Annotated in this window: 22 protein-coding genes; 6 read left to right on the top strand and 16 right to left on the bottom strand. The window is 74.2% G+C overall.

Annotation, left to right across the window (positions count from 1 at the left end; genetic code table 11):
- Positions 1–293 precede the first annotated feature (293 nt).
- Together ACGFIG_RS26060 and ACGFIG_RS26055 are read left to right on the top strand one after the other, a co-directional pair.
- Entirely contained in the window at positions 294–1,652 is a 1,359-nt protein-coding gene (locus tag ACGFIG_RS26060; RefSeq protein ID WP_393007142.1) for a protein kinase, read from the top strand.
- A gap of 224 nt (positions 1,653–1,876) precedes the next feature.
- On the top strand, positions 1,877–3,139 hold the full coding sequence (locus ACGFIG_RS26055; protein WP_393007140.1) for a nucleotide sugar dehydrogenase: 1,263 nt from the start codon (positions 1,877–1,879) through the stop codon (positions 3,137–3,139).
- Between the two features lie 78 nt (positions 3,140–3,217).
- On the opposite strand, the gene ACGFIG_RS26050 is transcribed toward ACGFIG_RS26055, so the two are convergent.
- Positions 3,218–3,901, bottom strand: a complete 684-nt coding sequence (locus ACGFIG_RS26050) for a DUF305 domain-containing protein (protein ID WP_393007138.1) — start codon at positions 3,899–3,901, stop codon at positions 3,218–3,220.
- Between the two features lie 139 nt (positions 3,902–4,040).
- On the opposite strand from ACGFIG_RS26050, the gene ACGFIG_RS26045 reads away from it, so the two are divergent.
- Positions 4,041–5,483, top strand: a complete 1,443-nt coding sequence (locus ACGFIG_RS26045) for an LVIVD repeat-containing protein (protein WP_393007136.1) — start codon at positions 4,041–4,043, stop codon at positions 5,481–5,483.
- A 101-nt stretch (positions 5,484–5,584) separates the two neighbouring features.
- On the opposite strand, the gene ACGFIG_RS26040 is transcribed toward ACGFIG_RS26045, so the two are convergent.
- The 8 genes from ACGFIG_RS26040 to ACGFIG_RS26005 form a co-directional block, all read right to left on the bottom strand.
- Positions 5,585–5,806, bottom strand: coding sequence for a DUF2188 domain-containing protein (locus ACGFIG_RS26040; protein WP_393007407.1), 222 nt, complete (start codon positions 5,804–5,806; stop codon positions 5,585–5,587).
- Between the two features lie 120 nt (positions 5,807–5,926).
- Positions 5,927–6,172: a PfkB family carbohydrate kinase gene (locus tag ACGFIG_RS26035; protein WP_393007134.1), complete on the bottom strand. Its 246-nt coding sequence runs from the start codon at positions 6,170–6,172 to the stop codon at positions 5,927–5,929.
- Between the two features lie 79 nt (positions 6,173–6,251).
- Positions 6,252–7,862 carry an asparagine synthetase B family protein gene (locus ACGFIG_RS26030; protein ID WP_393007132.1) on the bottom strand — a complete coding sequence of 537 codons (1,611 nt, stop codon included), beginning with the start codon at positions 7,860–7,862 and terminating at the stop codon, positions 6,252–6,254.
- Positions 7,863–7,867: 5 nt separating this feature from the next.
- A complete protein-coding gene (locus ACGFIG_RS26025; RefSeq protein ID WP_393007130.1) occupies positions 7,868–8,827 on the bottom strand; it encodes a hypothetical protein in 960 nt (319 codons plus the stop codon).
- Positions 8,828–8,966: 139 nt separating this feature from the next.
- A complete protein-coding gene (locus tag ACGFIG_RS26020) occupies positions 8,967–9,761 on the bottom strand; it encodes an isocitrate lyase/phosphoenolpyruvate mutase family protein (protein ID WP_393007128.1) in 795 nt (264 codons plus the stop codon).
- Positions 9,758–10,774, bottom strand: a complete 1,017-nt coding sequence (locus tag ACGFIG_RS26015) for a cytochrome P450 (protein ID WP_393007126.1) — start codon at positions 10,772–10,774, stop codon at positions 9,758–9,760. The genes ACGFIG_RS26020 and ACGFIG_RS26015 overlap by 4 nt, the downstream gene beginning before the upstream one ends.
- A gap of 62 nt (positions 10,775–10,836) precedes the next feature.
- Positions 10,837–11,583 (bottom strand): ArsR/SmtB family transcription factor, encoded by a 747-nt coding sequence (locus ACGFIG_RS26010; protein WP_393007124.1) that lies wholly within the window; start codon positions 11,581–11,583, stop codon positions 10,837–10,839.
- A gap of 106 nt (positions 11,584–11,689) precedes the next feature.
- The gene (locus tag ACGFIG_RS26005) at positions 11,690–12,211 is read right to left on the bottom strand and encodes a 2'-5' RNA ligase family protein (RefSeq protein ID WP_393007122.1); all 522 of its coding nucleotides are present in this window, start codon (positions 12,209–12,211) and stop codon (positions 11,690–11,692) included.
- 101 nt (positions 12,212–12,312) lie between these two features.
- On the opposite strand from ACGFIG_RS26005, the gene ACGFIG_RS26000 reads away from it, so the two are divergent.
- The gene (locus ACGFIG_RS26000; protein WP_393007120.1) at positions 12,313–14,112 is read left to right on the top strand and encodes a DEAD/DEAH box helicase; all 1,800 of its coding nucleotides are present in this window, start codon (positions 12,313–12,315) and stop codon (positions 14,110–14,112) included.
- Positions 14,113–14,264: 152 nt separating this feature from the next.
- Here the strand turns inward: ACGFIG_RS26000 and lon are convergent, their stop codons facing one another.
- The 5 genes from lon to ACGFIG_RS25975 form a co-directional block, all read right to left on the bottom strand.
- A complete protein-coding gene (gene lon / locus ACGFIG_RS25995; protein WP_393007118.1) occupies positions 14,265–16,595 on the bottom strand; it encodes an endopeptidase La in 2,331 nt (776 codons plus the stop codon).
- 38 nt (positions 16,596–16,633) lie between these two features.
- Positions 16,634–16,891 carry a hypothetical protein gene (locus ACGFIG_RS25990; protein ID WP_393007116.1) on the bottom strand — a complete coding sequence of 86 codons (258 nt, stop codon included), beginning with the start codon at positions 16,889–16,891 and terminating at the stop codon, positions 16,634–16,636.
- 19 nt (positions 16,892–16,910) lie between these two features.
- Positions 16,911–18,017 carry a putative manganese transporter gene (locus ACGFIG_RS25985; protein WP_393007114.1) on the bottom strand — a complete coding sequence of 369 codons (1,107 nt, stop codon included), beginning with the start codon at positions 18,015–18,017 and terminating at the stop codon, positions 16,911–16,913.
- 71 nt (positions 18,018–18,088) lie between these two features.
- Positions 18,089–18,958 carry a manganese catalase family protein gene (locus ACGFIG_RS25980; protein ID WP_393007112.1) on the bottom strand — a complete coding sequence of 290 codons (870 nt, stop codon included), beginning with the start codon at positions 18,956–18,958 and terminating at the stop codon, positions 18,089–18,091.
- An 86-nt stretch (positions 18,959–19,044) separates the two neighbouring features.
- Complete coding sequence (locus tag ACGFIG_RS25975) at positions 19,045–19,776, bottom strand: sensor histidine kinase (RefSeq protein WP_393007110.1); 732 nt, start codon at positions 19,774–19,776, stop codon at positions 19,045–19,047.
- 58 nt (positions 19,777–19,834) lie between these two features.
- Here ACGFIG_RS25975 and ACGFIG_RS25970 point away from each other — a divergent pair, with 58 nt between their 5' ends.
- Complete coding sequence (locus tag ACGFIG_RS25970; protein ID WP_393007107.1) at positions 19,835–20,476, top strand: response regulator; 642 nt, start codon at positions 19,835–19,837, stop codon at positions 20,474–20,476.
- Positions 20,477–20,612: 136 nt separating this feature from the next.
- Positions 20,613–20,960 carry an Lsr2 family protein gene (locus tag ACGFIG_RS25965; RefSeq protein WP_393007105.1) on the top strand — a complete coding sequence of 116 codons (348 nt, stop codon included), beginning with the start codon at positions 20,613–20,615 and terminating at the stop codon, positions 20,958–20,960.
- Between the two features lie 485 nt (positions 20,961–21,445).
- On the opposite strand, the gene ACGFIG_RS25960 is transcribed toward ACGFIG_RS25965, so the two are convergent.
- On the bottom strand, positions 21,446–22,690 hold the full coding sequence (locus ACGFIG_RS25960; RefSeq protein WP_393007103.1) for a hypothetical protein: 1,245 nt from the start codon (positions 22,688–22,690) through the stop codon (positions 21,446–21,448).
- Between the two features lie 247 nt (positions 22,691–22,937).
- The gene (locus ACGFIG_RS25955) at positions 22,938–23,822 is read right to left on the bottom strand and encodes a hypothetical protein (RefSeq protein ID WP_393007101.1); all 885 of its coding nucleotides are present in this window, start codon (positions 23,820–23,822) and stop codon (positions 22,938–22,940) included.
- Positions 23,823–23,861 lie beyond the last annotated feature (39 nt).

The following is a 23,861-nucleotide window of genomic DNA, read 5'->3' as shown; positions in this document are numbered from 1 at the left end:
CGGGCAAGTCTGGCCGACCGGCAAAAGAGTGAAAATTATCTAGCCGTTCGGGCGGCCTGTCGTCGTAACGGATCAGGGCCGCGGGACGCTGCGCTCGCGGGCCGGCTGCCGGCAGCCCCGCGTTCGACCAGCGTGGGACCGAGAGGGAACAAATGCCGTCACCCACGGTCTGCGGGTGGTCACAGCGTATCCGAGGCCGAAGGGGTTCCGCCGCCCCCGTTCCGTGGCCCGTGCGGCCCGGGCGGGGCGACCGGCGGCGCGCCGATCCCGGCCGGTCTGGGTACGGTGGTGCTGTGTTGTCATCGGAGGTCGTACTCAGCGGTCGCTACCGCCTGGACGAGCGTGTCGCCACGGGCGGCATGGGCGACGTCTGGCGGGGCAAGGACCTCGTCCTCGGCCGACAGGTCGCGGTCAAGGTCCTGCTGCCGGCGCTGGTCTCCGACCCCGACTTCATCGCCCGTTTCCGCGCCGAGGCCCGGATCATGGCGGCCCTGCGCCACCCGGGCATCGTCCAGGTCTTCGACTGCGGCGAGGACGACCTGCCCGACGGCAGCCGGGCCGACTACCTGGTCATGGAGTTCGTGACCGGCCAGCCGCTGTCGAAGCGGATCGAGGCCGCCGGGCACCTCGACGTGGCCGAGACGATGGCGATCGTGGCGCAGGTCGCCCAGGCGCTGCACGCCGCGCACCTCGGCGGCATCGTGCACCGCGACGTCAAGCCGAGCAACCTGCTGGTGCAGGAGGACGGCAGCGTCGTGCTGGTCGACTTCGGCGTCGCCCGGTCGACCAACGTCACCAGCATCACCAGCACGAACGCGGTGCCCGGCACCGCGCTCTACATGGCGCCCGAGCAGGCGGCCGGCCGGCCGGTGTCGGGTGCGACCGACATCTACGCCCTCGGCGCCGTGGCCTACTGCTGCCTCAGCGGCAGCCCGCCGTTCACCGGCGACAACCCGTTGCAGGTCGCCGTACGCCACCTCGACGACGAGCCGCCGGAGCTGCCGCACCACGTTCCGGAGGCGGTCCGCGCGCTGGTCTCCCGCGCCCTGGCCAAGGACCCGGCGGAGCGCTTCAGCAGCGCGGCGGCGATGGCGGAGGCCGCCCGCGCGGCCGTCTCCGACCCCTCCGCGCCGACCGCCATGGTGCCCGCCGCCGCGTCGGCGGGCGGCATCGCCCCGGGCACCCGCACCGACACGCAGGTCGCCGCGACCGCCAGCCGGCGTCGCCGGCGCGGCACCCTCGTCGGTGCGGCGACGGCGGTGCTGGTGGCGCTGGCGGGGCTGGGCGCGGCGCTCGGCGCGTCCGGCGAGGCCGACGCACCGGCGGTCAAGGTCCCGCAGGCGACCACCCCGGCCACGGAGCCGAGCGACGACGAGCAGGCGCCGACGGAGCAGGAGACCGAGCCCGTCAGCCCCGGCCGCCCGTTCCGGCCCACCGGCGCCACCTCCAGCCCTTCGCCGTCGGCGACCGCGGTCCCGGCCTCTCCCCAGCCCAGCGGATCCGGGGCACCGGCCTCCCCGGACCCCTCCGGCACGGCCGACCCGCCGGGCCCGTCGCCCAGCGTCGTCCCCACGCAGAGCACGCCGCCGGTGGCGGAGCCGACCGAGACGCAGAGCACCCCGGGCGAGCCGGCCAACCCGCCGGCGGGCTGACCCCGCCCGGGCGGCGGTCCACCTGCCAGGGCGCGGCGGACACGGGCCCGGCCGTTCGACACCCACCCGGGGTCCACGCGCCCCGGCGGGCCGCGCGACGTGACCCCCGCGCTGACGCTGCGCTCGTCTCACCGGCACCGATATCCCCAAACCGGACGTACGGGCACACAGATCGCTCTAGGCTCCCGAACAGGTTCTTTCCGCCGTCTGCCTCGGGAGCCCGGGTGAGCGTTGAGAAGTTGGTCGTGATCGGCCAGGGGTACGTCGGACTGCCGCTCGCGATGCGAGCCGTCGAGGCCGGCCTGGACGTGGTCGGCCTCGACGTCGACTCCGACCGGGTCAAGCGGCTCGCGTCGGGCGAGTCGTTCGTCGAGGACATCCCCGCCGACCGGCTCGGCCGGGCGCTGGGCAGCGGCCGGTACCGGCCGAGCACGGCGTACACCGACGCGGAGGGCTTCGACATCTGCGTGATCACGGTGCCCACGCCGCTGCGCGACGGCACCCCCGACCTCAGCTTCGTGGAGCAGGCCGGCATCGGCATCGGCCCGTACGTGCGGCCGGGCTGCACGGTGATCCTGGAGTCCACCACCTACCCCGGCACCACCGAGGAGCTGCTGCGTCCGCTACTGGAGTCGGCCAGCGGCCTGCACAGCCCGGGCGAGTTCCACCTCGGCTACAGCCCCGAGCGGATCGACCCGGGCAACCGAACCTGGCGGCTTGAGAACACCCCGAAGGTGGTCTCCGGGATCGACGAGGCCGCGCTCGCCCGGGTGGACGGGTTCTACCGCCGGCTGGTGGAGCGGACCGTGCCGGTGGACTCCACCCGGGTGGCGGAGCTGACCAAACTCATCGAGAACACGTTCCGCCAGGTGAACATCGCGCTGATCAACGAGCTGACGATGCTCTCCCACCACCTCGACATCGACGTCTGGCAGGCGATCGAGGCGGCGGAGACCAAGCCGTTCGGCTTCATGCCGTTCCGACCCGGCCCGGGGGTCGGCGGGCACTGCCTGCCGATCGACCCGTGCTACCTGTCCTGGCAGGTCAAGCGGCGCCTCGGGCGGCAGTTCCGGTTCATCGAACTGGCCAACGACGTCAACCACGAGATGCCCGAGCACGTGGCCCAACGGATCATGAACGGGTTGAACCGGACCGGCCGTACCGTCAGCGGGGCCCGGCTGCTGCTGCTCGGGCTGGCGTACAAGAAGAACACCGGCGACATGCGGGACTCCCCCGCCGTCGACGTCGCCCGCCGCCTGCGGGCCCTCGGCGCGGACGTCCGGGCGGTGGAGCCCTACGCGGAGGCGCACCAGATCCCCGACGGCGTGCTCGTGGTGGACCTGACCGAACGGGAGGTCGCGGCGGCGGACGCGGTCGTGGTGGTCACCGACCACGACGACTTCGACTACGACCTGGTGACCCGGCACGCCCGGTACGTCTTCGACACCCGCAACCGCTGCGCCGGCCCCGTGGTGGAGCGCCTGTAGGCCCGGCACCGCTGGCCGGTCCCGCCGCCCGGCGGGACCGGCCGGCGGATGTCACCGCGCCGGGTCGGGCCGCCCGGGTCAGCCCAGCAGCTCCCGCATCCGGTCGATCTCGACGGTCTGCTCGGTGGCGACGGAGTTGGCGAACTCCGAGAGGGTGAGGTCGGCGCCGACCTTGAGCAGGTCCGTGGCCATCTGGACCGCGCCCTGGTGGTGCTCCGTCATCATCCGTACGAGGAGCCGGTCGAACTCGGCGCCCCGCGCCGCCGCGAGTTGCCGGATGGCCTCGGGCGTCTGCATGCCCCGCATGGTGCCGTGGTCGTGCCCGGTCACCTCGGTGGAGAGCCCGCGCGCCTGCAACCAGCCCCGCATCATGCCGATCTCCGGCCCCTGGCTGGCCCGGATCCGTTCGGCGAGGGCGCGCAGGGCCGGGTCGCCGGCGCGGTCGCCGGCCAGTTCCGCCATCTCCAGCGCCTGGGCGTGGTGTGGGATCATCATCCTGACGAACCAGACGTCCATCGAGTTGTGCCGGGACGTGGTCGCGTCGCGCAGTTCCTCGGCGGGCCGGATCGCGGCGGTCTCGCCGGGACGGCCGGGAACGATCACCGGGGGCCGGCTCGGCTCGGCCGGGGCGGACGTCGGGGCGGCCTGTCCCGCCGGCGTCACGGTCGGCTCGTCGGCGGAGCGGAACAGGGCGACCACCACCACCGCCAGCAGACACGCGGATATGACGACGGCGAGGACTCGCGCGCGGCGGTTGGTCATGAAACCACTTCCTCCGGTAGAGGTCATGGCGATGCTATACATCGACGGGTGGGCTTTAATGTGATTCAGGACACATCGATGGAACTCTTCGGCCGGTAAGGTGTCCACAATCGCCATCCCCCTGCGAAGGGCATCGCCGATGATCAGTTTCCGCACCCTGCGAGCCAGGCGGCTCACCACCGTGAGCCTGGCCGCGGCCGGCCTACTCCTCGCCAGCGTCGCCACCGCCGCACCAGGAAGTGCCGGCGCGGCGACGCCGTCCGCCCCGTCGGGCACCACCAACACCATCCCCGGCGTCGACGAGATCGTCAGCAGCCCCAACCTCCAGCAGGTCGCCAACCTGCCGAAGCAGGCGCCGCTGGACGCCACGAACAGCGACCTCGCCTTCCAGGGCCGATACGCCTTCGCCGGCAACTACAACGGCTTCGTCATCTACGACATCTCCCGGCCGACCGCGCCGACGGTGGTGGCGCAGGTCTACTGCCCCGGGTCGCAGAACGACATCTCCGTCCACGGTGACCTGCTGTTCCTCTCCACCGACTCCTCGCGCAGCGACGACTCCTGCAACAGCACCAGCGCGCCGGCGACGGAGAAGGCGTCCTGGGAGGGCATCAAGGTCTTCGACATCAGCGACAAGGCCAGTCCCCGCTACATCAAGTCGGTGGAGACGGCCTGCGGATCGCACACCCACACCCTCGTGCCGGGCAAGGACCGCAGGACCGTCTACCTGTACGTCTCCTCGTACAGCCCGCGCGCCGAGTTCCCCGACTGCCAGCCCCCGCACGACTCCATCTCCATCGTGAAGGTCCCGGTCGCCTCGCCCACGGACGCGGCGGTGGTGGCCACCCCGAACCTCTTCCCGGACGGCGGCTACGAGGGGCGTCCCGGCGGTTCGGCGACCACCGGTTGCCACGACATCACCGCCTACCCGGAGAAGAACCTCGCCGCCGGCGCGTGCATGGGTGACGGCATCCTGATGGACATCTCGAACCGGGAGGCCCCCCGGCTGATCAACCGGGTCCGGGACACCGTCAACTTCGCGTTCTGGCACTCGGCCACGTTCAACAACGCCGGCACCAAGGTGGTCTTCACCGACGAGCTGGGCGGCGGCGGGGCGGCCACCTGCAACGAGGCGATCGGACCCGACCGGGGCGCCGACGCCATCTACGACATCACCGGTCGCGGCAACGCCCGGACGATGGTCTTCCGCAGCTACTACAAGATCCCCCGGATGAACGCCGACACCGAGAACTGCGTGGCGCACAACGGCTCGCTGATCCCGGTGCTCGGGCGCGACATCATGGTCCAGGCGTGGTACCAGGGCGGCATCTCCGTCTGGGACTTCACCGACTCGGCCAACCCGAAGGAGATCGCGTTCTGGGAGCGGGGCCCGCTCTCGGCCGACCGACTCGTCGGCGGTGGCACCTGGTCCGCGTACTACTACAACGGCTACATCTACTCCAACGACATGGTCAAGGGCCTCGACGTCCTGAAGCTGACCGACTGGCGGACCTGGACGGCGAACCTCGTCCGGTACCGCGAGCTGAACGTGCAGACCCAGCCCAGCTACCTGGGCTGGTAGTCACCGCCGACGGGCCCGACCCCCGCACGGGGGTCGGGCCCGTTCGTGTCCGACTCGGACGCGGCGGCGGTTGCCGGCCGCGTCGATGAGCGGCGCGGCGGTCAGCCGGCCGGCGGGTACGGATCGTTCTGGTAGGTGTACTCCGTCTCGATCTTCCCGTCGGAGGTGTGCACGACGAGCTGGCTCGGCTCGTTGCCGTGCGCCGCCCGGCGCCCGGCCTCGACGGCGAGCTGCTTGGTGTCGAACGTGCCGACGACCTGGTTGCCCTGCTCGACCTTCCAGCCGCCGTCGTTCGGCACGACGTGGTACTGGTTGCGCTTCATGTCGGTCACCCGCCTCTCGGTCAGGCTTGCGGGATACCCGTGCCCCGGCGACGGAAAACACTCCTGTGTGGACGAGCGGACCCGGCGGCGGCCCGAGGCGGGCTGGCGGTGCGGTGCCGGTCAGCCGGCCGGGATCCGGTCGAGCTGCGCGCGGATCACCTCGGGGGTCAACGCCGGCCGGCCCCCGAGCAGGCCGACGGCGGCGACGAGCTGCGCCAGCCCGACGGCCTGGTTGGCCCCCTTGCCGCCGAGCAGTTCGCGCCGCCGCCGTACCGGGGCGGTGCCACCGGCCTCCGGGACCTCGTCCACCAGCAGCACGAGGTCCCGGGCCACCTGCCCCACCACCATCACGTCCAGTCCCGTCATGCCGGAGCACTACCCGCCGCCGCGTCGGTTGATCCTTCGCCGGGCGCGAGGAGTGCCGGTCCGCGCGGGGAGTGTGCCGTCAGCCCGGCAGCGGCGCCTCGTCGCCCCGGGTACGGCGCGGTCCGACCAGCCGGCGCACCATCGGGGCGGCGTTCCACTTCGCCGCGCCCACCAGGTCGCGGGCGTGCTCCAGCACCGTGTAGTCCGGCCGCGCGCGGCCGTCGGCGATGGCCCGGTCCAGGTCGTTGCCGCACCGGGTCAGCACGGAGTCGAAGTCGCGGCGCACCGGTTCGAGCAGGTGGTAGCCGAACGAGCGGTGCAGCCGCGCGAAGAGCGGCTTGTAGAGCCGGGCCCGCTCGTGCAGCCCCGAGGAGTACGACATCGGGTTCTTCGGCCGGCGCCGGACGTAGTCGGGCAGCAGGTCGGCGAAGGCCCGTCGGACGATCCACTTCTCCTGCCCCTCGCGCATCTTCAGCCCGATCGGCAGCCGCATCGCCAGCTCGACCAGGCTCAGGTCGAGAAAGGGCACGCGGGCCTCCACACCGTGCCCCATGCTGGCCCGGTCGACGCGCTGCAACTCCGTACGGCAGAGGTTGCGGATCTTGTGCAGGAAGAGCCGGCGGGACGCCTCGGGGCCCACCTCGTGGTACATCGGGTAGCCGCCGAAGAGTTCGTCCGAGCCGTCCCCGGTGAGCACCACCTTCACGCCCAGCTCGCGCAGCCGACGGAACAGCGGCACGGTGACCACGGCGTTGATGATGTCGCCGTACTCGGTCAGCTCGGACATCCGGATGGCCTCCCGGATGTCGGCCAGGCGGATGTCCCGGGGGCGCAGCTCGACCACCTCGTGGGGCACCCCCAGGTCCTTCGCCAGCCGGCGCGCGTACGCCACGTCGGGGCTGTCGGGCACCCCGACCGTGACCGCCACGCAGTCGGGGTGCATCTCGCGCACGTGCAGCAGGGCCAGCGAACTGTCCAGCCCGCCGGAGAGCACCACCCCCACGGTGAGGTCGGTGTCCACCCGCATCCGGATGCTGTCGGTGAGGGCGGCACGGACGAGCAGGGCGGCCTCGTCCGGGTCGCCCACCACCGGCAGCCCGTCGCCGAGGGTGAGCAGGTCGACGTACGCGCGCAGCCGGACCGAGCCGTCGGGCTCGGCCCACCCGTGGTGCCCGGGCGGCACCTCGACGATCGGGGTGCGGTGCCCGACCAGGGCCTTGACCTCACTGGCGACGTGCAGGCAGCCGGGCGTGCGGGTCCAGTACAGCGGCTTGACGCCGAGCGGGTCCCGGACCAGGTAGGCCCGGCCGGTGGCCCGCTCCACGACGGCGAAGGCGTACTCGCCGCGCAGCCGGGTCACCATGTCCTCGCCCCACCGCAGGAAGGCGGCGAGCACCACCTCGGTGTCGCTGGCGCTGCGGAAGTGGTGTCCGAGCCGGATCAGCTCGGCGCGCAGCTCGTGGTGGTTGAAGACCTCGCCGTTGTAGCAGAGCAGCCATCGTTCGTCGGCGGAGGCCCACGGCTGCCCGGCCCGGTCCCGGTCCACGATCGGCAGCCGGCGGGTGCCGGTGAGCAGGCCGTTCTCGTAGCGGGTCTCGGTGACCTCGCCGCGCGGGTCGAGGGTGGCGAGCATCCGCCGGAAGATCGTCGGATCGGCCTCGGGGCCGAGGCTCAACGCGATGCCGCACATCGGTCTCAGACCCCCATCTCGGCTTCGTACGCCCGGCGCAGCCGACGGCGCGCCGACGGTGCGAGGCACAGGTGCCACGCCTGCCCCTCGTCGACCACGTTGACCTCGCCGGCGCGCTGCCGGGCCAGCAGCAGCTCGGCCAGGGTGTCCCGGACGCCGAACCGGGCGAACCATGCCATCTCGACGTCGACCGCCCAGCCGAGGCAGTGGCCGCTGGGCACCATGGCGGCGTACCCGAGTCGGCGCAGCCGGTGCTGGTGCTCCACGCTGCGGACCAGGCTGGTCACCCACAGGGGCGGAGTGGCGGGCGGGCTGCTGGCGGCGAGTTCCCGGGCGACGTCGTTGAGCAGTGCCACCACCTCCCGGCGGGCGCGCCGGAACCGCAGCCCGGCGGTACGCGGGGTGGCGTCGGGCCACAACCGGCGCCGGGCCGCCCGCATGCCGCGCCCGAGCAGCGTCCGCGGCTGCTCGGTGTAGCGGAAGCGCAGCAGGTCCCGCCGGCGCAGCCACTCCAGGTCGACCAGCTCGGGACTGGCGTCGACCTGGGCGTCGGTGCGGAAGGTGGGGCTGTCGGGCCACCACATCACGTCGACGCGGGAGAGCAGGTAGATCCGGACCAGTGCGGTGAGGTCGGCGGCGGAGCTGCGCGCGTTCGGCTGGTAGCGGGCCATCTCTAGCAACAGCGTCTCGCGGGCGCCGACGAGGCCCTGCGGGGTGGCGTCGAGCACGGCGGCGATCGCGGGCTCGCGCAGCCGTTCGTCGATCAGCACCTGCCGGGCGGTGGCGCAGGACGCCCCGGCGAGGGCGCCGACCTCCACCAGCAGCTCTGCCACGGCCGCGCGGTAGGCGTCGAGGTCCGGCGCGGCGGGCCTCGACGGCGTGGCGAACGCGCGCCGCCGGGTCGGGGCGGCGGACGTGGCGGAGGAACCAGGCTGCTGTCGCGGGCTTCGGCTGGGCACTCGCATGGTCGGGTCCTCTCTCCCGTCACGACGTCACGGTGTGCATTGCCCTGTGCACACCGTAATCAGACGTGACGGGATGAGCCCGAACAATCCTCCTATTTACTCCTACCGGGCGGCCGACGGTCCCGCCGAGCACGAACGGTCACGGTCGGGACGGAGCGCTCAACCGCTGCACCTCGTCGTACGAGGGCGGTCGGGTGGGCAGGGTGGCACCGGAGCGGACCGCGTCCAGGGTGTCCAGGGCGGCCCCGAACGCGGCCCGGAACAGCAGCGAGCCCGTGCTGACCCGGGCCACGCCGAGCGCGCGCAGCTCGTCGAGGGTGGGGCCGCCCGGCCGGTACAGCACGTTGAGCGGCGCGCCGATCTCCGCGACCAGCGCCGCGACCGTGTCGGCGTCCGGCGTTCCCGGTACGAAGATCCCGTCGGCCCCGGCCGCCTCGTAGGCGTGGGCCCGGCGCAGGGTCTCCGGCAGCGGATCGGGCAGGCCGAGCCACCACGTGTCGGTGCGGGCGTTGACGAACACCTGCGGTGCGGCGGCCTTGACGGCGGCCACCTTCGCCGCCGTCAGCTCGGCGGAATCGAGGGTGCCGTCAGCACGGCCGTCCTCAAGGTTGATGCCGACCACCCCGTGCGCGGCCAGCTCCACCGCCAGCTCGGCGACGGCCGCCGGGTCGTCGGCACACCCCGCCTCCACGTCGACGGTCACCAGCACCGGCAGGTGACACAGCATCCGGGCCAGGCGCACGTTCTCCGCCCGGGTCGCGGCCGCCCCGTCCGGCAGGCCGGCGGACGCGGCGACGCCCAGGCTGGTGGTGCCGACCGCCGGGTAGCCGCGCGCGGCGAACGCGGCGGCGCTGGCATGGTCCCAGACGTTGGGCAGCAGCAGCGGCCGGCCGGCGTGGTGCAGGGCGCGGAAGGCGGCGCAGCGGTCGTTCATCGGGACACCACCTCGACACTCGTCGGGACGCGCAGCAGCGCGTGCGGTTCGTGGGTCGCGGGTGCGGCGACGACGCGGTACCGGCGGCGCAGCACGTCCACCACCCCGGCTGCCAGGGCGGGCGCGTGCCGCTGCCCGGGGCAGCCGCGCGGGCCCGCGCCGAAGGTCAGCGACGCACCGGGGCGGCCGGGCACGAAGCGGTCCGGGTCACCGTGTGCCGCCGGGTCGCGGTTGGCCGCGTCGAACCGCAGCAGGACCTCGTCGCCCGGCGGGAGATCGGCACCGGACAGCCGGACCGGCGCGACCGTCACCCGCCGGGTGCCGCGCACCGGCGGATCGAGCCGGAGCACCTCGGCGAGCAGTTCGGTGGTCGGCACGGTCGGCGGCAACGCCAGCCCGTGCCGGGCGGCGGCGCCGACCAGCCCGGCCGTGGCGTCGCACGCCTGGACCAGCAGGCCGATCCGGTTCGCCACCGCCTCGGGCGGGCCCGGCAGCCCCATCGCCAGCAGCGTCGCCACCGCGGCGTCGGCGGCGGCGACGCGCGCGGCGTCCGCGCCGGGGTGGTAGGCGGCGGCTACCGCGGTCACCGCCGGCACCACCGCGTCCGGATCGGCGAGCCCCAGCCGGGCCGCCAGCACCCGCAGCGGTACGCGCCGCGCGAGCACGGCCATCACGTCCAGGCGGTCACCGGCGCGGTCGAGCGCGTCCCCGGTCAGCCGCGCGGCTTCGACGCGCAGCTCGTCGGGGTCCACAGCGGCCAGGGCGGCCACGCCGACCGCCCGGCGCGCGGGGTGCCGCTCCGGCGTGCTGAACCGGCTGACGGCACCGCGCAGCCAGGCCAGGGTGCCCGGTGGCCCGTCCCCGGCGACGGGAACCTGGCAGGCCGGATCGGTGAGCACGGCCCACACGTCGGCGTGCCGGGTCACCGTCCAGCCGGTGTCGGGGTCGAGGACGGGCGGGCCGCAGGACGGTGTGCCGGGTGCGGGTGGGATGACGAGCTCATCGACGATCACGCCGCGACCGTACGGCCGGGTCGGTTCGGTACCGGCCGAACCGTCGTGGGACGGTTCTCCGCTCAGGCGCGGCCGCCGCCGGTGTCGCGGGTCGCCTCCGGCGCGAGGTCCGCCGGGGCGAGGCCGAGGGCGGCGGCCAGCGCGGGGCCGCCGGCCGGGGTCAACCGGACCGCCCGGCCGGCGCCCCTGGTGAGCCAGCCCGCCGCGAAGAAGCGGTCGCACAGTGCGGCGCCCAGCGCCCCGGCCAGGTGCGGGCGGCGCTCGGTCCAGTCCAGGCAGTCGCGGACCAGGGGACGGCGGGCGGCCCGCAGCGGTGCGACCAGAACCCCGAGCCCGGCCAGCCAGTCCCGCCCGGCCGGGGTCAGGGCCAGCCCGTCGCTGTCGTCGAGCAGCCGGCGGGCGAGCAACGCGTCACGCAGCAGCACCCCGAGGCGGCCGGCCAGGTGGTCGTAACAGGTGCGGGCGTACGCCAGGGCGGCACCGGCCCGGACGGCGCGCAACGAGTCGGCGGTCGGGGGTGGGGCCGGGGCGTGGCCGGCCAGATCCTCGATCAACTGGGCCACCGAGGGGCCGGCGAGCCGGACGTAGCGGTGCCGCCCCTGTCGCTGCTCGACCAGCAGCCCGCCCCGGACCAGCCGGGTGAGGTGGTCGCTGGCGGTGGACGGCGCCACGCCGGCGAGCCGGGCCAACTCTCCGGCCGTCCACGCCCGGCCGTCCAGCAGGGCCAGACAGAAGCGGGCCCGGGTGTCGTCGGCGAGCAGGGCGGCGAGCCGGGCCAGCCCCGGGCCGGACGCGGCGGTGGTGGTCACCGGCCCATGCTGGCACGGGCACGTCGTGGTGCCCACCGACAGGGCATCCCGTCGTCCCGCCTCGGTCGGTCCCCGCCGCTGCGGGCGGCCCGCGGCGAGGGGCCGTTCACGGGCCGGCGCCGCCGAGCGGGTCGACCGTCCTGCTCTCCCCGTCGTAGCTGCGCCCGGCGACGAAGGCGCCGTCGGGGCGGTCGACCCCCGCCACCGCGCGGGCCAGCCGGCGGTCGGCGGTACGGAAGCGCAGCGCCAGGCTCAGGTGCGGCCGCCAGCGCCCCGGCGCGTGCCAGGGGCGCTGCCCCGGGGCCGTGGCGAGGACGTCCCAGACCGCCGCGTGCAGTGCGGTCAGTTCCGGTGACGGGTGCACCAGCCACACCAGCGGGGCGCTGCCGTCGAGCACGGCGATCCGGTCCAGGCGCACCGGCAGCGGCAGCGCGGCGTCGAACAGGTCGGCCAACCGCCGCCGGGCACCGGGCGGGAACCCGTCGACGGCGGCGAGGGTCAGGTGCGGCCGGTTCGTCGGGTGGGCGTTGCGGGCCAGGCTGGGCAGCCCCGCTGCGGCGAGCCGCTCCCAGGCGCCGCGCACCGCGGCCTCCAGGTCGGGCGAGCAGACCAGTTCGACCGTACGCACGCCGCCAGGCTAGCCGCCGGAGCAGGGCACCGGACCCGCGCAGGTGGCTGTTGTGCCGGTCGGCGAAACGGCGTCTCGGCGGTGATGAAAAACTTGACGGCATGAGTTCCGCACCCGTACGGCACGACCCGCCCACCGAGCCCGGCCCCGACGCCCTCGACGACACGAGCGCCTTCGCGGATCTCGGACTACGCGCCGAGTTGCTGGGCGCGCTGACCGCCCTCGGCTACGAGGAGCCCACCCCGATCCAGCGGGAGGCCATCCCGCCGCTGCTGGCCGGTCGGGACCTGCTGGGCCAGGCCGCGACGGGTACGGGCAAGACGGCCGCCTTCGCGCTGCCGCTGCTGCACCGGATGCCCGACGACCGGCCCGGCGGCGCCCCGGTGGCGCTCGTGCTGGTGCCCACCCGGGAGCTGGCGGTGCAGGTCTCCGAGGCGTTCCACCGCTACGGCAAGGACCTGGGTGCGCGGGTGCTGCCCATCTACGGCGGGCAGCCGATCGGCCGTCAGCTGCGCGCCCTCGATCTCGGGGTCGACGTCGTGGTCGCCACCCCGGGCCGGGCGCTGGACCACATCGCCCGGGGCACGCTCGACCTCGGCTCGCTGGCCACGGTGGTGCTCGACGAGGCCGACGAGATGCTCGACATGGGCTTCGCCGAGGACATCGAGGCGATCCTGGAGCACGCGCCGGAGCAGCGGCAGACGGTTCTCTTCTCGGCGACGATGCCGGCGCGCATCGACGGGCTGGCCCGCAAGCACCTGACCGACCCCGTACGCATCCTCATCGCCCGGGAGCAGCCGGTGGCCGGCGAGGCGCCCCGGGTGCGGCAGAGCGCGTACATCGTCGCCCGGGCGCACAAGCCGGCGGCGCTGGGCCGGGTGCTGGACGTCGAGTCCCCCACCGCGGCGATCGTCTTCTGCCGCAGCCGCGAGGAGGTCGACCGGCTCACCGAGACCATGAACGGCCGGGGTTACCGGGCCGAGGCGCTGCACGGCGGGATGAGCCAGGAGCAGCGCGACCGGGTGATGGGCCGCCTGCGTACGGGCACCGCGGACCTGCTGGTGGCCACGGACGTGGCCGCCCGGGGTCTGGACGTCGAGCAGCTCACCCACGTGGTCAACTACGACGTCCCGTCGGCGCCCGAGTCGTACGTGCACCGCATCGGCCGGGTGGGCCGGGCCGGGCGGGAGGGCGTGGCGATCACCCTCGCCGAGCCGCGCGAGCACCGAATGCTCAAGACGATCGAGCGGGTCACCGGGCAGCGCATCACCATCGACCGGATCCCGACGGTGGCGGACATGCGCACCCGGCGGCTGGAGCTGACCCAGGGCGCCCTGCGGGAGAGCCTGCTGGAGGACGACCTCGACCCGTACCGGGCGATCGTCGAGTCGTTGACCGACGAGTTCGACCTGGTCGAGGTGGCCCTCGCGGCGGTGAAGCTGGCCCACGAGGCGACGTCGCCGGGCTCGGACGACGAGGAGGAGATCCCCCAGGTCCCCGTCCGGGGCCCGCGCGAGGGGCGGCCGGAGGCCGGCGGCCGGGGCGAGCGCCGGGCTGGTCCCGGCCGGCCCCGCACGGGCGGGATGACCCAGGTCTTCATCGGGCTGGGCCGGCGCGCCGGGGTCCGCCCGCAGGACCTGGTGGGCGCCATCACCGGCGAGACCCGGGTCAGCGGCCGGGACATCGGCTCGATCGAGATCGCCGACCGGTTCTCGCTGGTGGAGGTGCCCCACACCCTCGCCGACGAGGTGATCGCGGGGCTGCGCGGCAGCACCATCAAGGGTCGCAAGGCGACCGTACGCCGGGACCGGGACGGCGACGGCGGCGGCGAGCGCCGCTTCGACGGGGCCGACCGGCGCGAGCGCCGCGACCGCGACTTCGACCGGCGCGACCGCCGCTGACCTGCGGGCAGGGCCCTCCCTGACGTTTCCGGCAGCGCAGGGGCCCCTGCCCGCCACCCGACGCCGGGCGTGACCGGGGCCGGGCGACGCGGTCGGGCCTCCTGCGGGAAGGGTCCCCTGCTGCCGGGCAGCAGGGGACCCTTCCGCACCGCTCAGGCGGCGGTCAGCGCCGGGTCGGGGCGGGTGTCGGCGTCGGCCGGGCGCAGCGCCAGGGCGAGCACGTCGGCGACGTCGGCCAGGGTGTGCACGGTCAGTGCCTCCCGGACCTCGGCGGGCAGGTCGTCCAGGTCCGGCTCGTTGCGGGCCGGGATGATCACCTCGGTCAGGCCGGCCCGGTGGGCGGCGAGCAGCTTCTGCTTCACCCCGCCGATGGGCAGCACCCGGCCCGAGAGGGTCACCTCGCCGGTCATCCCGAACTCGGGCCGCACGGGCCGGCCGCTGGCCAGCGACGCCAGCGCGGTCACCATGGTGATGCCCGCGCTGGGGCCGTCCTTGGGCACCGCGCCCGCCGGCACGTGCAGGTGGATCCGCCGCCCGGCGAGGGCGTTCGGGTCGAGTCCGAGCCGCCGCCCGTTGGAGCGCAGGTACGACAGCGCGATGTGCGCCGACTCCTTCATCACGTCGCCGAGCTGACCGGTCAGGGTCAGCCCCGGCTCGCCCTCCATGCTGGTGGCCTCGATGAAGAGCACGTCGCCGCCGGCGCCGGTGACCGCCAGCCCGGTGGCCACGCCGGGCACGGCCGTCCGCTCCGCCGACTCGGGGGTGAACTTCGGCCGCCCGAGGTAGGTGGCGAGGTTGCCGGTGTCGACGCGGACCGGCGCCGGGTCGGTGGCCAGGGCCACCGCGACCTTGCGCAGGATCTTCGCGAGCGCCCGTTCGAGCTGCCGTACGCCGGCCTCCCGGGTGTGCTCCCCGGCGATCCGGGCGAGGGCGTCGTCGGCCACGGTCACCTCGTCGGCGGTGAGCCCGGCCCGCTCCCGCTGCCGGGGCAGCAGGTGGTCGCGGGCGATGGCGACCTTCTCGTCCTCGGTGTAGCCGTCGAGGGTGACCAGCTCCATCCGGTCCAGCAGCGGGCCGGGGATGGCCTCCACCACGTTGGCGGTGGCCAGGAAGAGCACGTCGGACAGGTCGAGGTCGACCTCGAGGTAGTGGTCGCGGAAGGTGTGGTTCTGCGCCGGGTCGAGCACCTCCAGCAGGGCCGCGGCCGGATCGCCGGAGTAGCCGGCGGCCAGCTTGTCGACCTCGTCGAGGAGCACGACCGGGTTCATCGAGCCGGCCTCGCGCAGGGCACGCACGATCCGGCCGGGCAGCGCGCCGACGTAGGTGCGCCGGTGGCCGCGGATCTCGGCCTCGTCGCGTACGCCGCCGAGGGAGACCCGGACGAAGTTGCGGCCGAGCGCACGGGCGATCGACTCGCCGAGGCTGGTCTTGCCGACGCCGGGCGGGCCCGCGAGGGCGAGCACCGCGCCGGAGCCGCGCCCGCCGACGACGCCGAGGTTGCGCTCGGCACGCCGGTTGCGCACGGCGAGGTACTCCAGGATGCGGTCCTTGACGTCGGCCAGGCCGGCGTGGTCGGCGTCGAGCACGGCGCGGGCCGCGGCCAGGTCGGTGTCGTCCTGCGTACGGGTGCCCCACGGCATCTCCAGCACGGTGTCGAGCCAGGTGCGGATCCACCCCGCCTCCGGGGAGGCGTCGCTGGCCCGCTCCAGCTTGCCGACCTCGCGCAGCGCCGCCTCGCGTACCTTCTCGGGCAGGTCGGCGGCCTCCACCCGGGCCCGGTAGTCGGCGGAGCCGTCCGGCTCGTCCTCGCCGAGTTCCTTGCGGATGGCGGAGAGCTGCTGGCGCAGCAGGAACTCCCGCTGGGACTTCTCCAGCCCCTCGCGGACGTCGGTGCTGATCTGCTCGGCGACCTCCTGCTCGGCCAGGTGGTCCTTCACCCAGCCGACGAGCAGCTCCAGCCGGGCGGTGACGTCCTCGGCGGCGAGCAGTTCGGTCTTCTGGGCGAGGCTGAGCCAGGAGACGTAGCCGGCCGAGTCGGCCAGCTCGGAGAGGTCGGTCATCCGCTCGATCGCGTCGATGACCTGCCAGGCGCCGCGCTGCTGGAGCACGGACGTCATGAGGGCCCGGTACTCGCGGGCCAGCTCGCGGGCGCGCCCGGCGGGGGCGGGTTCGTCGAGTTCGGTCGCCTCGACCCAGAGGGCGGCGCCGGGTCCGGGCACGCCGGAGCCGATCCGGGCGCGGGACAGGCCGCGGACGACGGCGGCCGGTTCGCCGCTGGGCAGCCGGCCGACCTTCTCGATGGTGGCGATCGCGCCGACCGGGCCGTACTCGCCGTCGAGGCGGGGCACGGCGAGCAGCGTGCCCTCGCCGGTGGCGCGGGCCGCGTCGACGGCGGCCTGGGTCGTCGGGTCGAGGGTCACCGGGATCACCATGCCGGGCAGCAGCACGGCGTCGGTCAGGGGAAGTACCGGAAGAGTTGCCATCGAACACCTGCTATCGCGTTGAGTTGAGCGTGTCCAACTCAAGTAACAAATCGTTCCCCTTGTTCCGGACTGTGACCCAGACCACTGGCTCCCCGCGACACGCGCCCGGGGCGCAGCAGCTCCCGCAGCGGGCCGGCGCCCCCGCCGAGCGCCACCGCGAGCGGGATCGCCAGGCAGGTCAGCGCCAGCGCGGCGACGGTCCAGCCCGGCAGGCCGGCCACCGCGGCGACCCCGGTCAGCACGGCGAAGGCGAGGAGGTTGCGACGGGTGCGGACGATCGGAACAGCGACGGACATCGGGATCTGCCTTCCGTGGTCAGAGCAGGACGAGCAGGGCGGCGCCGACGGCCGCCGCCGGAACGGTGGTGACGACGGTGGCCAGCGCCGCCGAGTGCCGGCGCAGCGCGGCGAGCGGGATCAGGGCGTCACCGTCCTGGCTGATCGCGTTGGCGACCAGGGTGGGCAGCGGCAGGCCGCCGGTGACGTACAGGCCGGTGAAGACGATCTGCACCGCGCACCCAGGGATGAGGCCGATGCCGGCGCCGACCAGCACGCCGACGATCCCGGTCAGAGCGAGCTGAGAGCCGTCGAATCCGGTCATGGTCGTCACCACCTGCCAGCCCAGGTACGCCACAGCCACCCAGACGGTGACGAAGGACGCCTCGTGCGCGCTGTGCCGCAACGTCTCCCGCAGCGAGCGGGGCTGCGCGGTCTCCAGGCTGTCGTCGGCCAGCTTCCCCCGCCCGCCGGCGAAGATCAGCGCCGCGGTGAGCGAGCCGAGCACCCCCAGCGCCAGGTACGGGTCGACGCCCCCGAAGGACCGGGTCAGCGCGCCCGGATCGACCAGCTGGAACACCACCGGCACCGAGACCGCGAACGCCGGCGTGGTCAGCCCCCAGAACGCCGTGGACGCCGGCACGCGCGGCAGCAGGCCGCCGAGCAGCCGCCGCGCCCCGGCGAGGTCGGGCCCACCCGCGGCGGCCAGGCCCACCGGGGCGGGCGGGGCGGCGACCCGGCGGTCGACGGCGCGGGCCGGGTCGATGCCGAGCGCGTCGACGACGTACCCGGTCACCAGGCCGACCGCGAAGAGCAGCGCGTGGATCTTCAGGGCGAACACCGGGTTCCAGGCGAGCACCACCCACGACGAGTCCCCCATGGTGGCCGCCAGGGCGGCGACCACGGTGCCGAAGGAGACCTTTCCCCGCGCGTAGAGCGGCATCAGGATGATCGCCCCGCCGCAGCCGGGGCTGACGCCCAGCAGGGCGCCGACCAGCGGACCGAGCCGCGGCCGGTTGGTGAGCCCGTCGGTGACCCGGTCGCCGTAGCGCCAGCGCAGCCAGCCGAAGAGCGCCACCATGACGGCGACGTAGACACCCACCTGCATGAACGCGTCCGCGAGCGGGCGGAGCACGAGTTCGGTCACGGCACACCTCCGGTCGGGTACGGCGTCGCCGGGGCCGCCCGCCGCTCGCGGACGCCCCCGGCACGGCGGCGTCAGGTGAGCTTGTTCTTGACCTTGTTGACGGCGCCCTTGGCGAGGCCCGGATTCGTCCCGTAGAGCCTCGGGTCGCCGGGCGGCAGGACCGGCTCGGGCGCGTGCGCACGCGGGCTGTGGTCGTAGCGGAACTCGCCCTTGCCGTCGGGCGCCGGCCCGGACGCCCAGCGCCCCTCCGACGCGTCGGTGCCCGGCGAGAAGTCGAGGTACGTGTAGCTGAACTTCTCGGTGAACTCCCTGGAGTCGGGGAACGCGTCCGGCACCGGCATCTCCTCGAGGCCGTCCTCCTTGAGCTGCTCGATGGCCGCCATCCACATGTTCTGGTGCATGGTGTCGCGGGCCAGCAGGAAGCGCAGCATGTTCTTGACCCCGGGATCGTCGGTCATGTTGAACAACCGGGCCACCTGGAGCCGGCCCTGCGCCTCGGCGGTGACGTTGAGCTGGAAGTCGGCCATCAGGTTGCCGCTGGCGGTGATGAAGTTGCCGTTCCAGGGCACGCCGGCGCTGTCCACCGGGAGCGCTCCGCCGCCGCCGTGGATGAAGTGCGCCGGGTTCGACCCGCCGTAGATCGCCCCGACCATCGGGTTGTCGTCGGCGGCCTCCTGCAACGACAGCGGGGCGTTCTCCAGCAGGCGCGTGATCATCGTGGCGATCATCTCGACGTGGCCCATCTCCTCGGTGCCGACGTCGAGGAAGAGGTCCTTGTACTTGCCCGGCAGGCGGCAGTTCCAGCCCTGGTAGAGGTACTGGTTGGCGACCGTCATCTCGCCCCACTTGCCGCCCAGGATCTCCTGGAGCCGGCGGGCGAACGCCGCGTCGGGGCCGTCCGGCTTGGCCTCGAACTGCAGGTCCTTGATGTGACTGAACACGTGTCCTCCTCGGTGCCCGGCGGGCTGTCACCGAGGCGGTTCCCGCGAACGGCGGCCCTGTCGGGTCAACCGGTGGCCCGGCGGGGTCAACCTGCGCCCGCCGGCACGGGCAGCACGACCTCGATGGCCACCCCGCGCGGTCGTAGCCGGTGCAGGCGCAGCCGTCCGCCGTCGGCGGCGAGCAGCCGCCGGACGATCCACAGCCCGAGCCCGGACGCACCGGTACCGGGGGCGGGCCGGCGCAGCGCCTCGACGAGGGGCGGGTCCACCCGCCCCTCGTCGGTGACGACGATGCTGAGCCCGCGGCGGCCGAGCGCGGCGTGGATGCCGATCCGCCCCTCGGCCGGGCCGTGCCGCAGCGCGTTCTCCACCAGGTTCGTCACCACCTGCCGGGTGCGCCGCCGCGGCACCGGGCAGTCGCCGGCCGGCCGGGTCACGCCGGTCAGCCGCCGGTGCCGGGGCACCAGGGCCAACGCGCCGCGCAGGATCTCCGCCAGCGGCGCCGCCGGGTCCGCCGCCGGCGCGAGGGCCCCGGTGCCGGCGGCCGCGTCCCGCAGCAGCCCCTGCAGGTGTACGGCCTGCTCGTGGGCCAGCGCCGTGATGGCGCGCCGGTCGTCGCCGGTGAGCGCGACCCGGTCGTCCGCCAGCGCCCGGGTGAGCGAGGTGAGCGCGCTGACCGGGGTGCGGAACTCGTGGCAGAGCACGCGGAGCAGCAGGTGCGGGTCGGTGTCCAGGGCCGCCGGATCGGCGGGACCGGGTTCGGGCCCCGCCCACCGGAGCACCCGCAGCGGTCCTGGCCACCCGTGCCGTCCGCGCATCCGCCCGACCTCCCTCGTTAGGCCGCATGATCGGTACCCGCTCGGGAACGGACCAGGCATGCCCGCTGCCCCCGTCGTCCGGCTGGCCGTCGTGGACGACCACCCGCTCTTCGTCCGCGGGCTGGAGTTGCTGCTGCCGGCGACGACCGACGGGCGGGCGGCGGTGGTGGGCTCCACCGGCGACGCCTCGGCCGCCGCCTCGCTGGTCGGCCGTTGCCTGCCCGACCTGGCGCTGGTCGATCTGCACATGCCCCCGCCGGGCGGGATCCGCGCGGTGGCGGCGATCCGGCGCACCACCCCTCGGGTGCGGGTGGTGGCCATGTCGGGCGGGGAGGACGTGGCTCCCGCCCTGGAGGCGCTGCGCGCCGGCGCCGAGGGGTTCCTGCCGAAGACCGCCGAACCGGAGGAGTTGCTGCCCCCACTGCTGGCCGTCCTCGACGGCTGGGCGGTGCTGCCGGGACACCTGCTGCGCGCGCTGCTGCGTCCCGGACGGGCGGCCCCGGTCGACCTCGACGACGAGGAACGCGCCTTGCTCCGGGCTGTCGCGGCAGGTTGCAGCACTGTCGAGATCGCCGAACGGATGCATGTCTCGGAACGCACCGTGAAGCGTATGACGGCCGCACTACTGCGGAAGTTGCGCGTCTCCAGCCGGGCCGAGGCCGCGGCGCTCGCGGGCCATGCCGGCCTGCTCAGCGACTGAACCCCGGCTTTGCGTCACGCCGTTTTCCCGCGATAACGCGACGCGCCGAAATGAAGACGACGCGCTTTGTTGCGGATTCACCGTCGGATACGTCAAACTTTGACCACACCCCGCCCCACACAGGGAGTAATTGACGATGGCAAGAAAAGTAATCACGGTCCTGACCGACGACCTCGACGGTGGAAAGGCCGACCGGACCGTCGAGTTCAGTCTGGACGGCGTGGCCTACACCATCGACGTCTCCGACGAGAACGCGGGCGTGCTGCGCAAGACTCTCGACCCGTACATCAACGCTGGCCGGCGAATCGGTCGCGGCTCCGCCGAGACCGGGCGGCCGGCCCGGCGGGCGGGCGCGTCGGGCGGCTCGGGAATGGACCGGGAGCAGAACCGGGCCATCCGGGAATGGGCCACCAAGAACGGCTACAAGATTTCCGAGCGTGGCCGCATCCCGGTCGAGGTCGTCGAGGCGTACAAGAACCGCTGACCGCACCGGGCTCACGCTCGGGCTGCTGCGGGGTCACGCTGAGGAATCAGCGCGGCCCCGCCGGTCTTTTCCCACGGCGGTCCATTCGCACGACCCGACGCCCGGTCGCTGGTCCATTCCCAGCCCGCCCCATTGCCCGCGTCAGCCTCGGCGAGTCGCCGTGCCCGCCTTGGTGACCGAGAACGACACGCCGGTCGACCACACGGCCGTGATCATCGCCACTGTCGCATCGACGCGGGCCGCACTCGCCGTGCTTCCCGAACGCAATGACGGCTTTGCCGAGCATTATCTCCACGGATCTCGGGACGGCCCGACAGCGAGGCCCTTCCCCGGCGGATCGCCGCCCTGCCTGCCGCCGCCAGTGCTGCCCGTCGCGCGGGCGCTGCCGTGGGCGCACCGACGGGGCCGTACGGGGCACCCGCCCCCGTACGGCCCCGGTCAGGCGTCGGGCTGAGGTAAGCCCGCCCCACGTCGGCGAGGCGTCCTCAGCCGACCTGGATACGCACCACGTCGAAGGCCGGCGTCTGGTTGGCCCGCTCCATCATCGGTACCCGGTGCGAGCCGTCGCCGGCCCAGACCGCGCACTGGGCGGTGCCGGATCCGGGCAGCCCGGGAATCTGGATGGTCACGTCGTCGGGCTCGGCGCCACCACGGCTGTCCTCGGTGGCGACGAAGAACGCCGGCACCTCCTGCGGCTCCGGGGGCTGCCGGAGGCTGTCCAGCATCCGGCAGGCGGTGTGGAAATGGCCCCGCACCAGCCCTTGCCCGTTGAGCAGGGAACTCTCCACGTAGTACCCGCCCTGCCCGGCGGCGAGGAAACGGTCCCGGACCAGGTTGCGGGTGGAGACCCGCAGGGTGAACGGCTGGTTCGCACCCACGCGGTCGGGAAATTCGGTGATCAGCAGCGACGGATTGTTCGCGGCGGCGCCAACCTCACCGAACGCGGTGCTGACGCACCGGTTGCCGTTCTGGAAACCGTCGTGCGGCTGCAACCGGCTGTCGTCGCAGTCGTTCGCGATCACCCCCAGCCCGGCGCCGGGCCCACCGTTCCCGCCGCCGTTGTTCCCACCGCCGTTGTTCCCACCGCCGTTGTTCCCACCGCCGTTGTTCCCGCCACCGTTGTCGCCGGTGGGCTGGACCTGGCATTCGGCGAGCCGGGCCAGGCCCTGCGGCCGGGGCCCCACCCGGTCGATCGCGACGGTGATCCGCTCGAGCGTCGCCCGGCGCTTGGCGGCCAGCGGCTGCAGGATCGCGGTGCGGACGAACTCCTCCCCCCGGCGGCCCTCGGCGGCGAGCCGCCGGTCCGCCTCGGCGATCTGGGTCACCAGCAGGTTCAGGTTCCGGTCGACCTCCGCGCGGGCGCGATCGGGCACCTGCGGGAGCTGGTCGGCCACGTCCGGGCAGGCCACGGCCGAGCCGCCGTTGTCGCCGCCGCGCGTCTGCTCGCACTCGGCCACCGTCTGCTGCCCGTCCCCCCAGTGGTTGCGCACCCACCGGCCGTCCTGCCAGGTCCGGCTGATGCCCCGGCCACCGGGCGCGGTCGCGCCGGGGCTGGGCTGCACGCAGGCGGCGGAGGCCGGCCGGGTGGGACCCGAACGGCGGTCCTCCGCCGACGAGATCTGGGTCACGGCGACGATCCCGCCGAAGACGGCGAGCGTGCCGACGACCGCCAGCAGCCGCTTGCTCCGCGCGTTACCGGATGACCGGCGCGCCCGTGTGGACCTGCGCATCGAATTGCTCTCCTTCGCGATCCGGTAGTTGATCCGGGACCTCGGCGGACCGACGGAATTGCGGGGCGCACCCCGACGGGGACCCGTCGCGGCGGACCGGTGGCACGTCGATGACCGACGATGCCATTTCCGCACCGTCTGCCCCGCCCGCAGGGCGCGGTCGGGGAGGTCCTGTCCGTTCCCGCAGGAGTACGGGACGCCCGGCGCGAAGGTTCAACGCCGTCCAGGAAACAAGGAGGGCGTGGGGTCAGTCCGCGCAGAGGTGGGCGAAGGCGAAACCGTCCGTCATCTCCTCGCGCCGCGACTCCAATAGCCGGATCTCGGCGAGCAACTCGTCGTGGGGCGTCAGCACGGGCCCGGCCGCGTCCAGCGTGCGCATCCGCTCGCCGACGGCCACCGCCGCCAGGTCCTCGGCCAGCCGCCCCGGATGCACCCCGGCGGAGACCCGCCGCTCGTGCACCGTCACCCGCTCCACGAGGCAGGCGCCGGGGCGTACCTGCACCCAGCTCCAGCCCTCGGCGGGCCCGTCCGCCCAGCGCACGTGCAGGCCCCGCACGATCGGGTCGACCAGCCGCCGCGCCACGTACGCGTCGACGGCCGCGGCCCGGGCCAGGGCGCCGAGGTCGTTGACGGGACCGGTCCGCCCGTCGGGCAGCCGCCCGAGGATGTCCCGGAACCCGACCGGGGGCGCCTCGGCGTCGTCCGGCTCCCCCGCGCCCAGGGCCGCGTACGCGCGCGCGTCGATCACGTACGCCAGGATCCGGCGCCCGTGGGCCTCGGCCCGCAGCGTCGGCGACCCGATCCGCAGCACCGCCAGGCCGACGGCCTCGGCGACCGCGTTCTTCAACCGCTCCACCCGCTGCGCCGGGGAGCCGGGGGACGCGACAGGGCCGATCTCGACGGCGAAGACCGGCAGGGCCGTGTCGGCGGCACAGACGACGAAGTCGTAGCCCTCCCGGCTGGCCGTGCTCCACTGGCTGCCGGTGACGCCCGGCGGACGTCCCTGCGCCAACTCGCCGAGCCGGCGGGGGCCGTGCACGAGCTGGTCGCCCCGGGTGAGCAGCGGGCCGCGCCCGCCCTCCCCGACGACCGCGCGCAGCCAGGAGCCGTCCCCACCACCGGTGCTCGTCATCCGCCTGATCCGTCCGTCCCGCCGCCGGTCCCGGCCGAC

Origin of the sequence: Micromonospora sp. NPDC049048, from assembly GCF_043197615.1 — a bacterium.
Classification (GTDB): Bacteria; Actinomycetota; Actinomycetes; order Mycobacteriales; family Micromonosporaceae; genus Micromonospora.
Note: the sequence above shows the minus strand (reverse complement) of the source record. Positions and strands in the feature narration are given on the sequence as shown.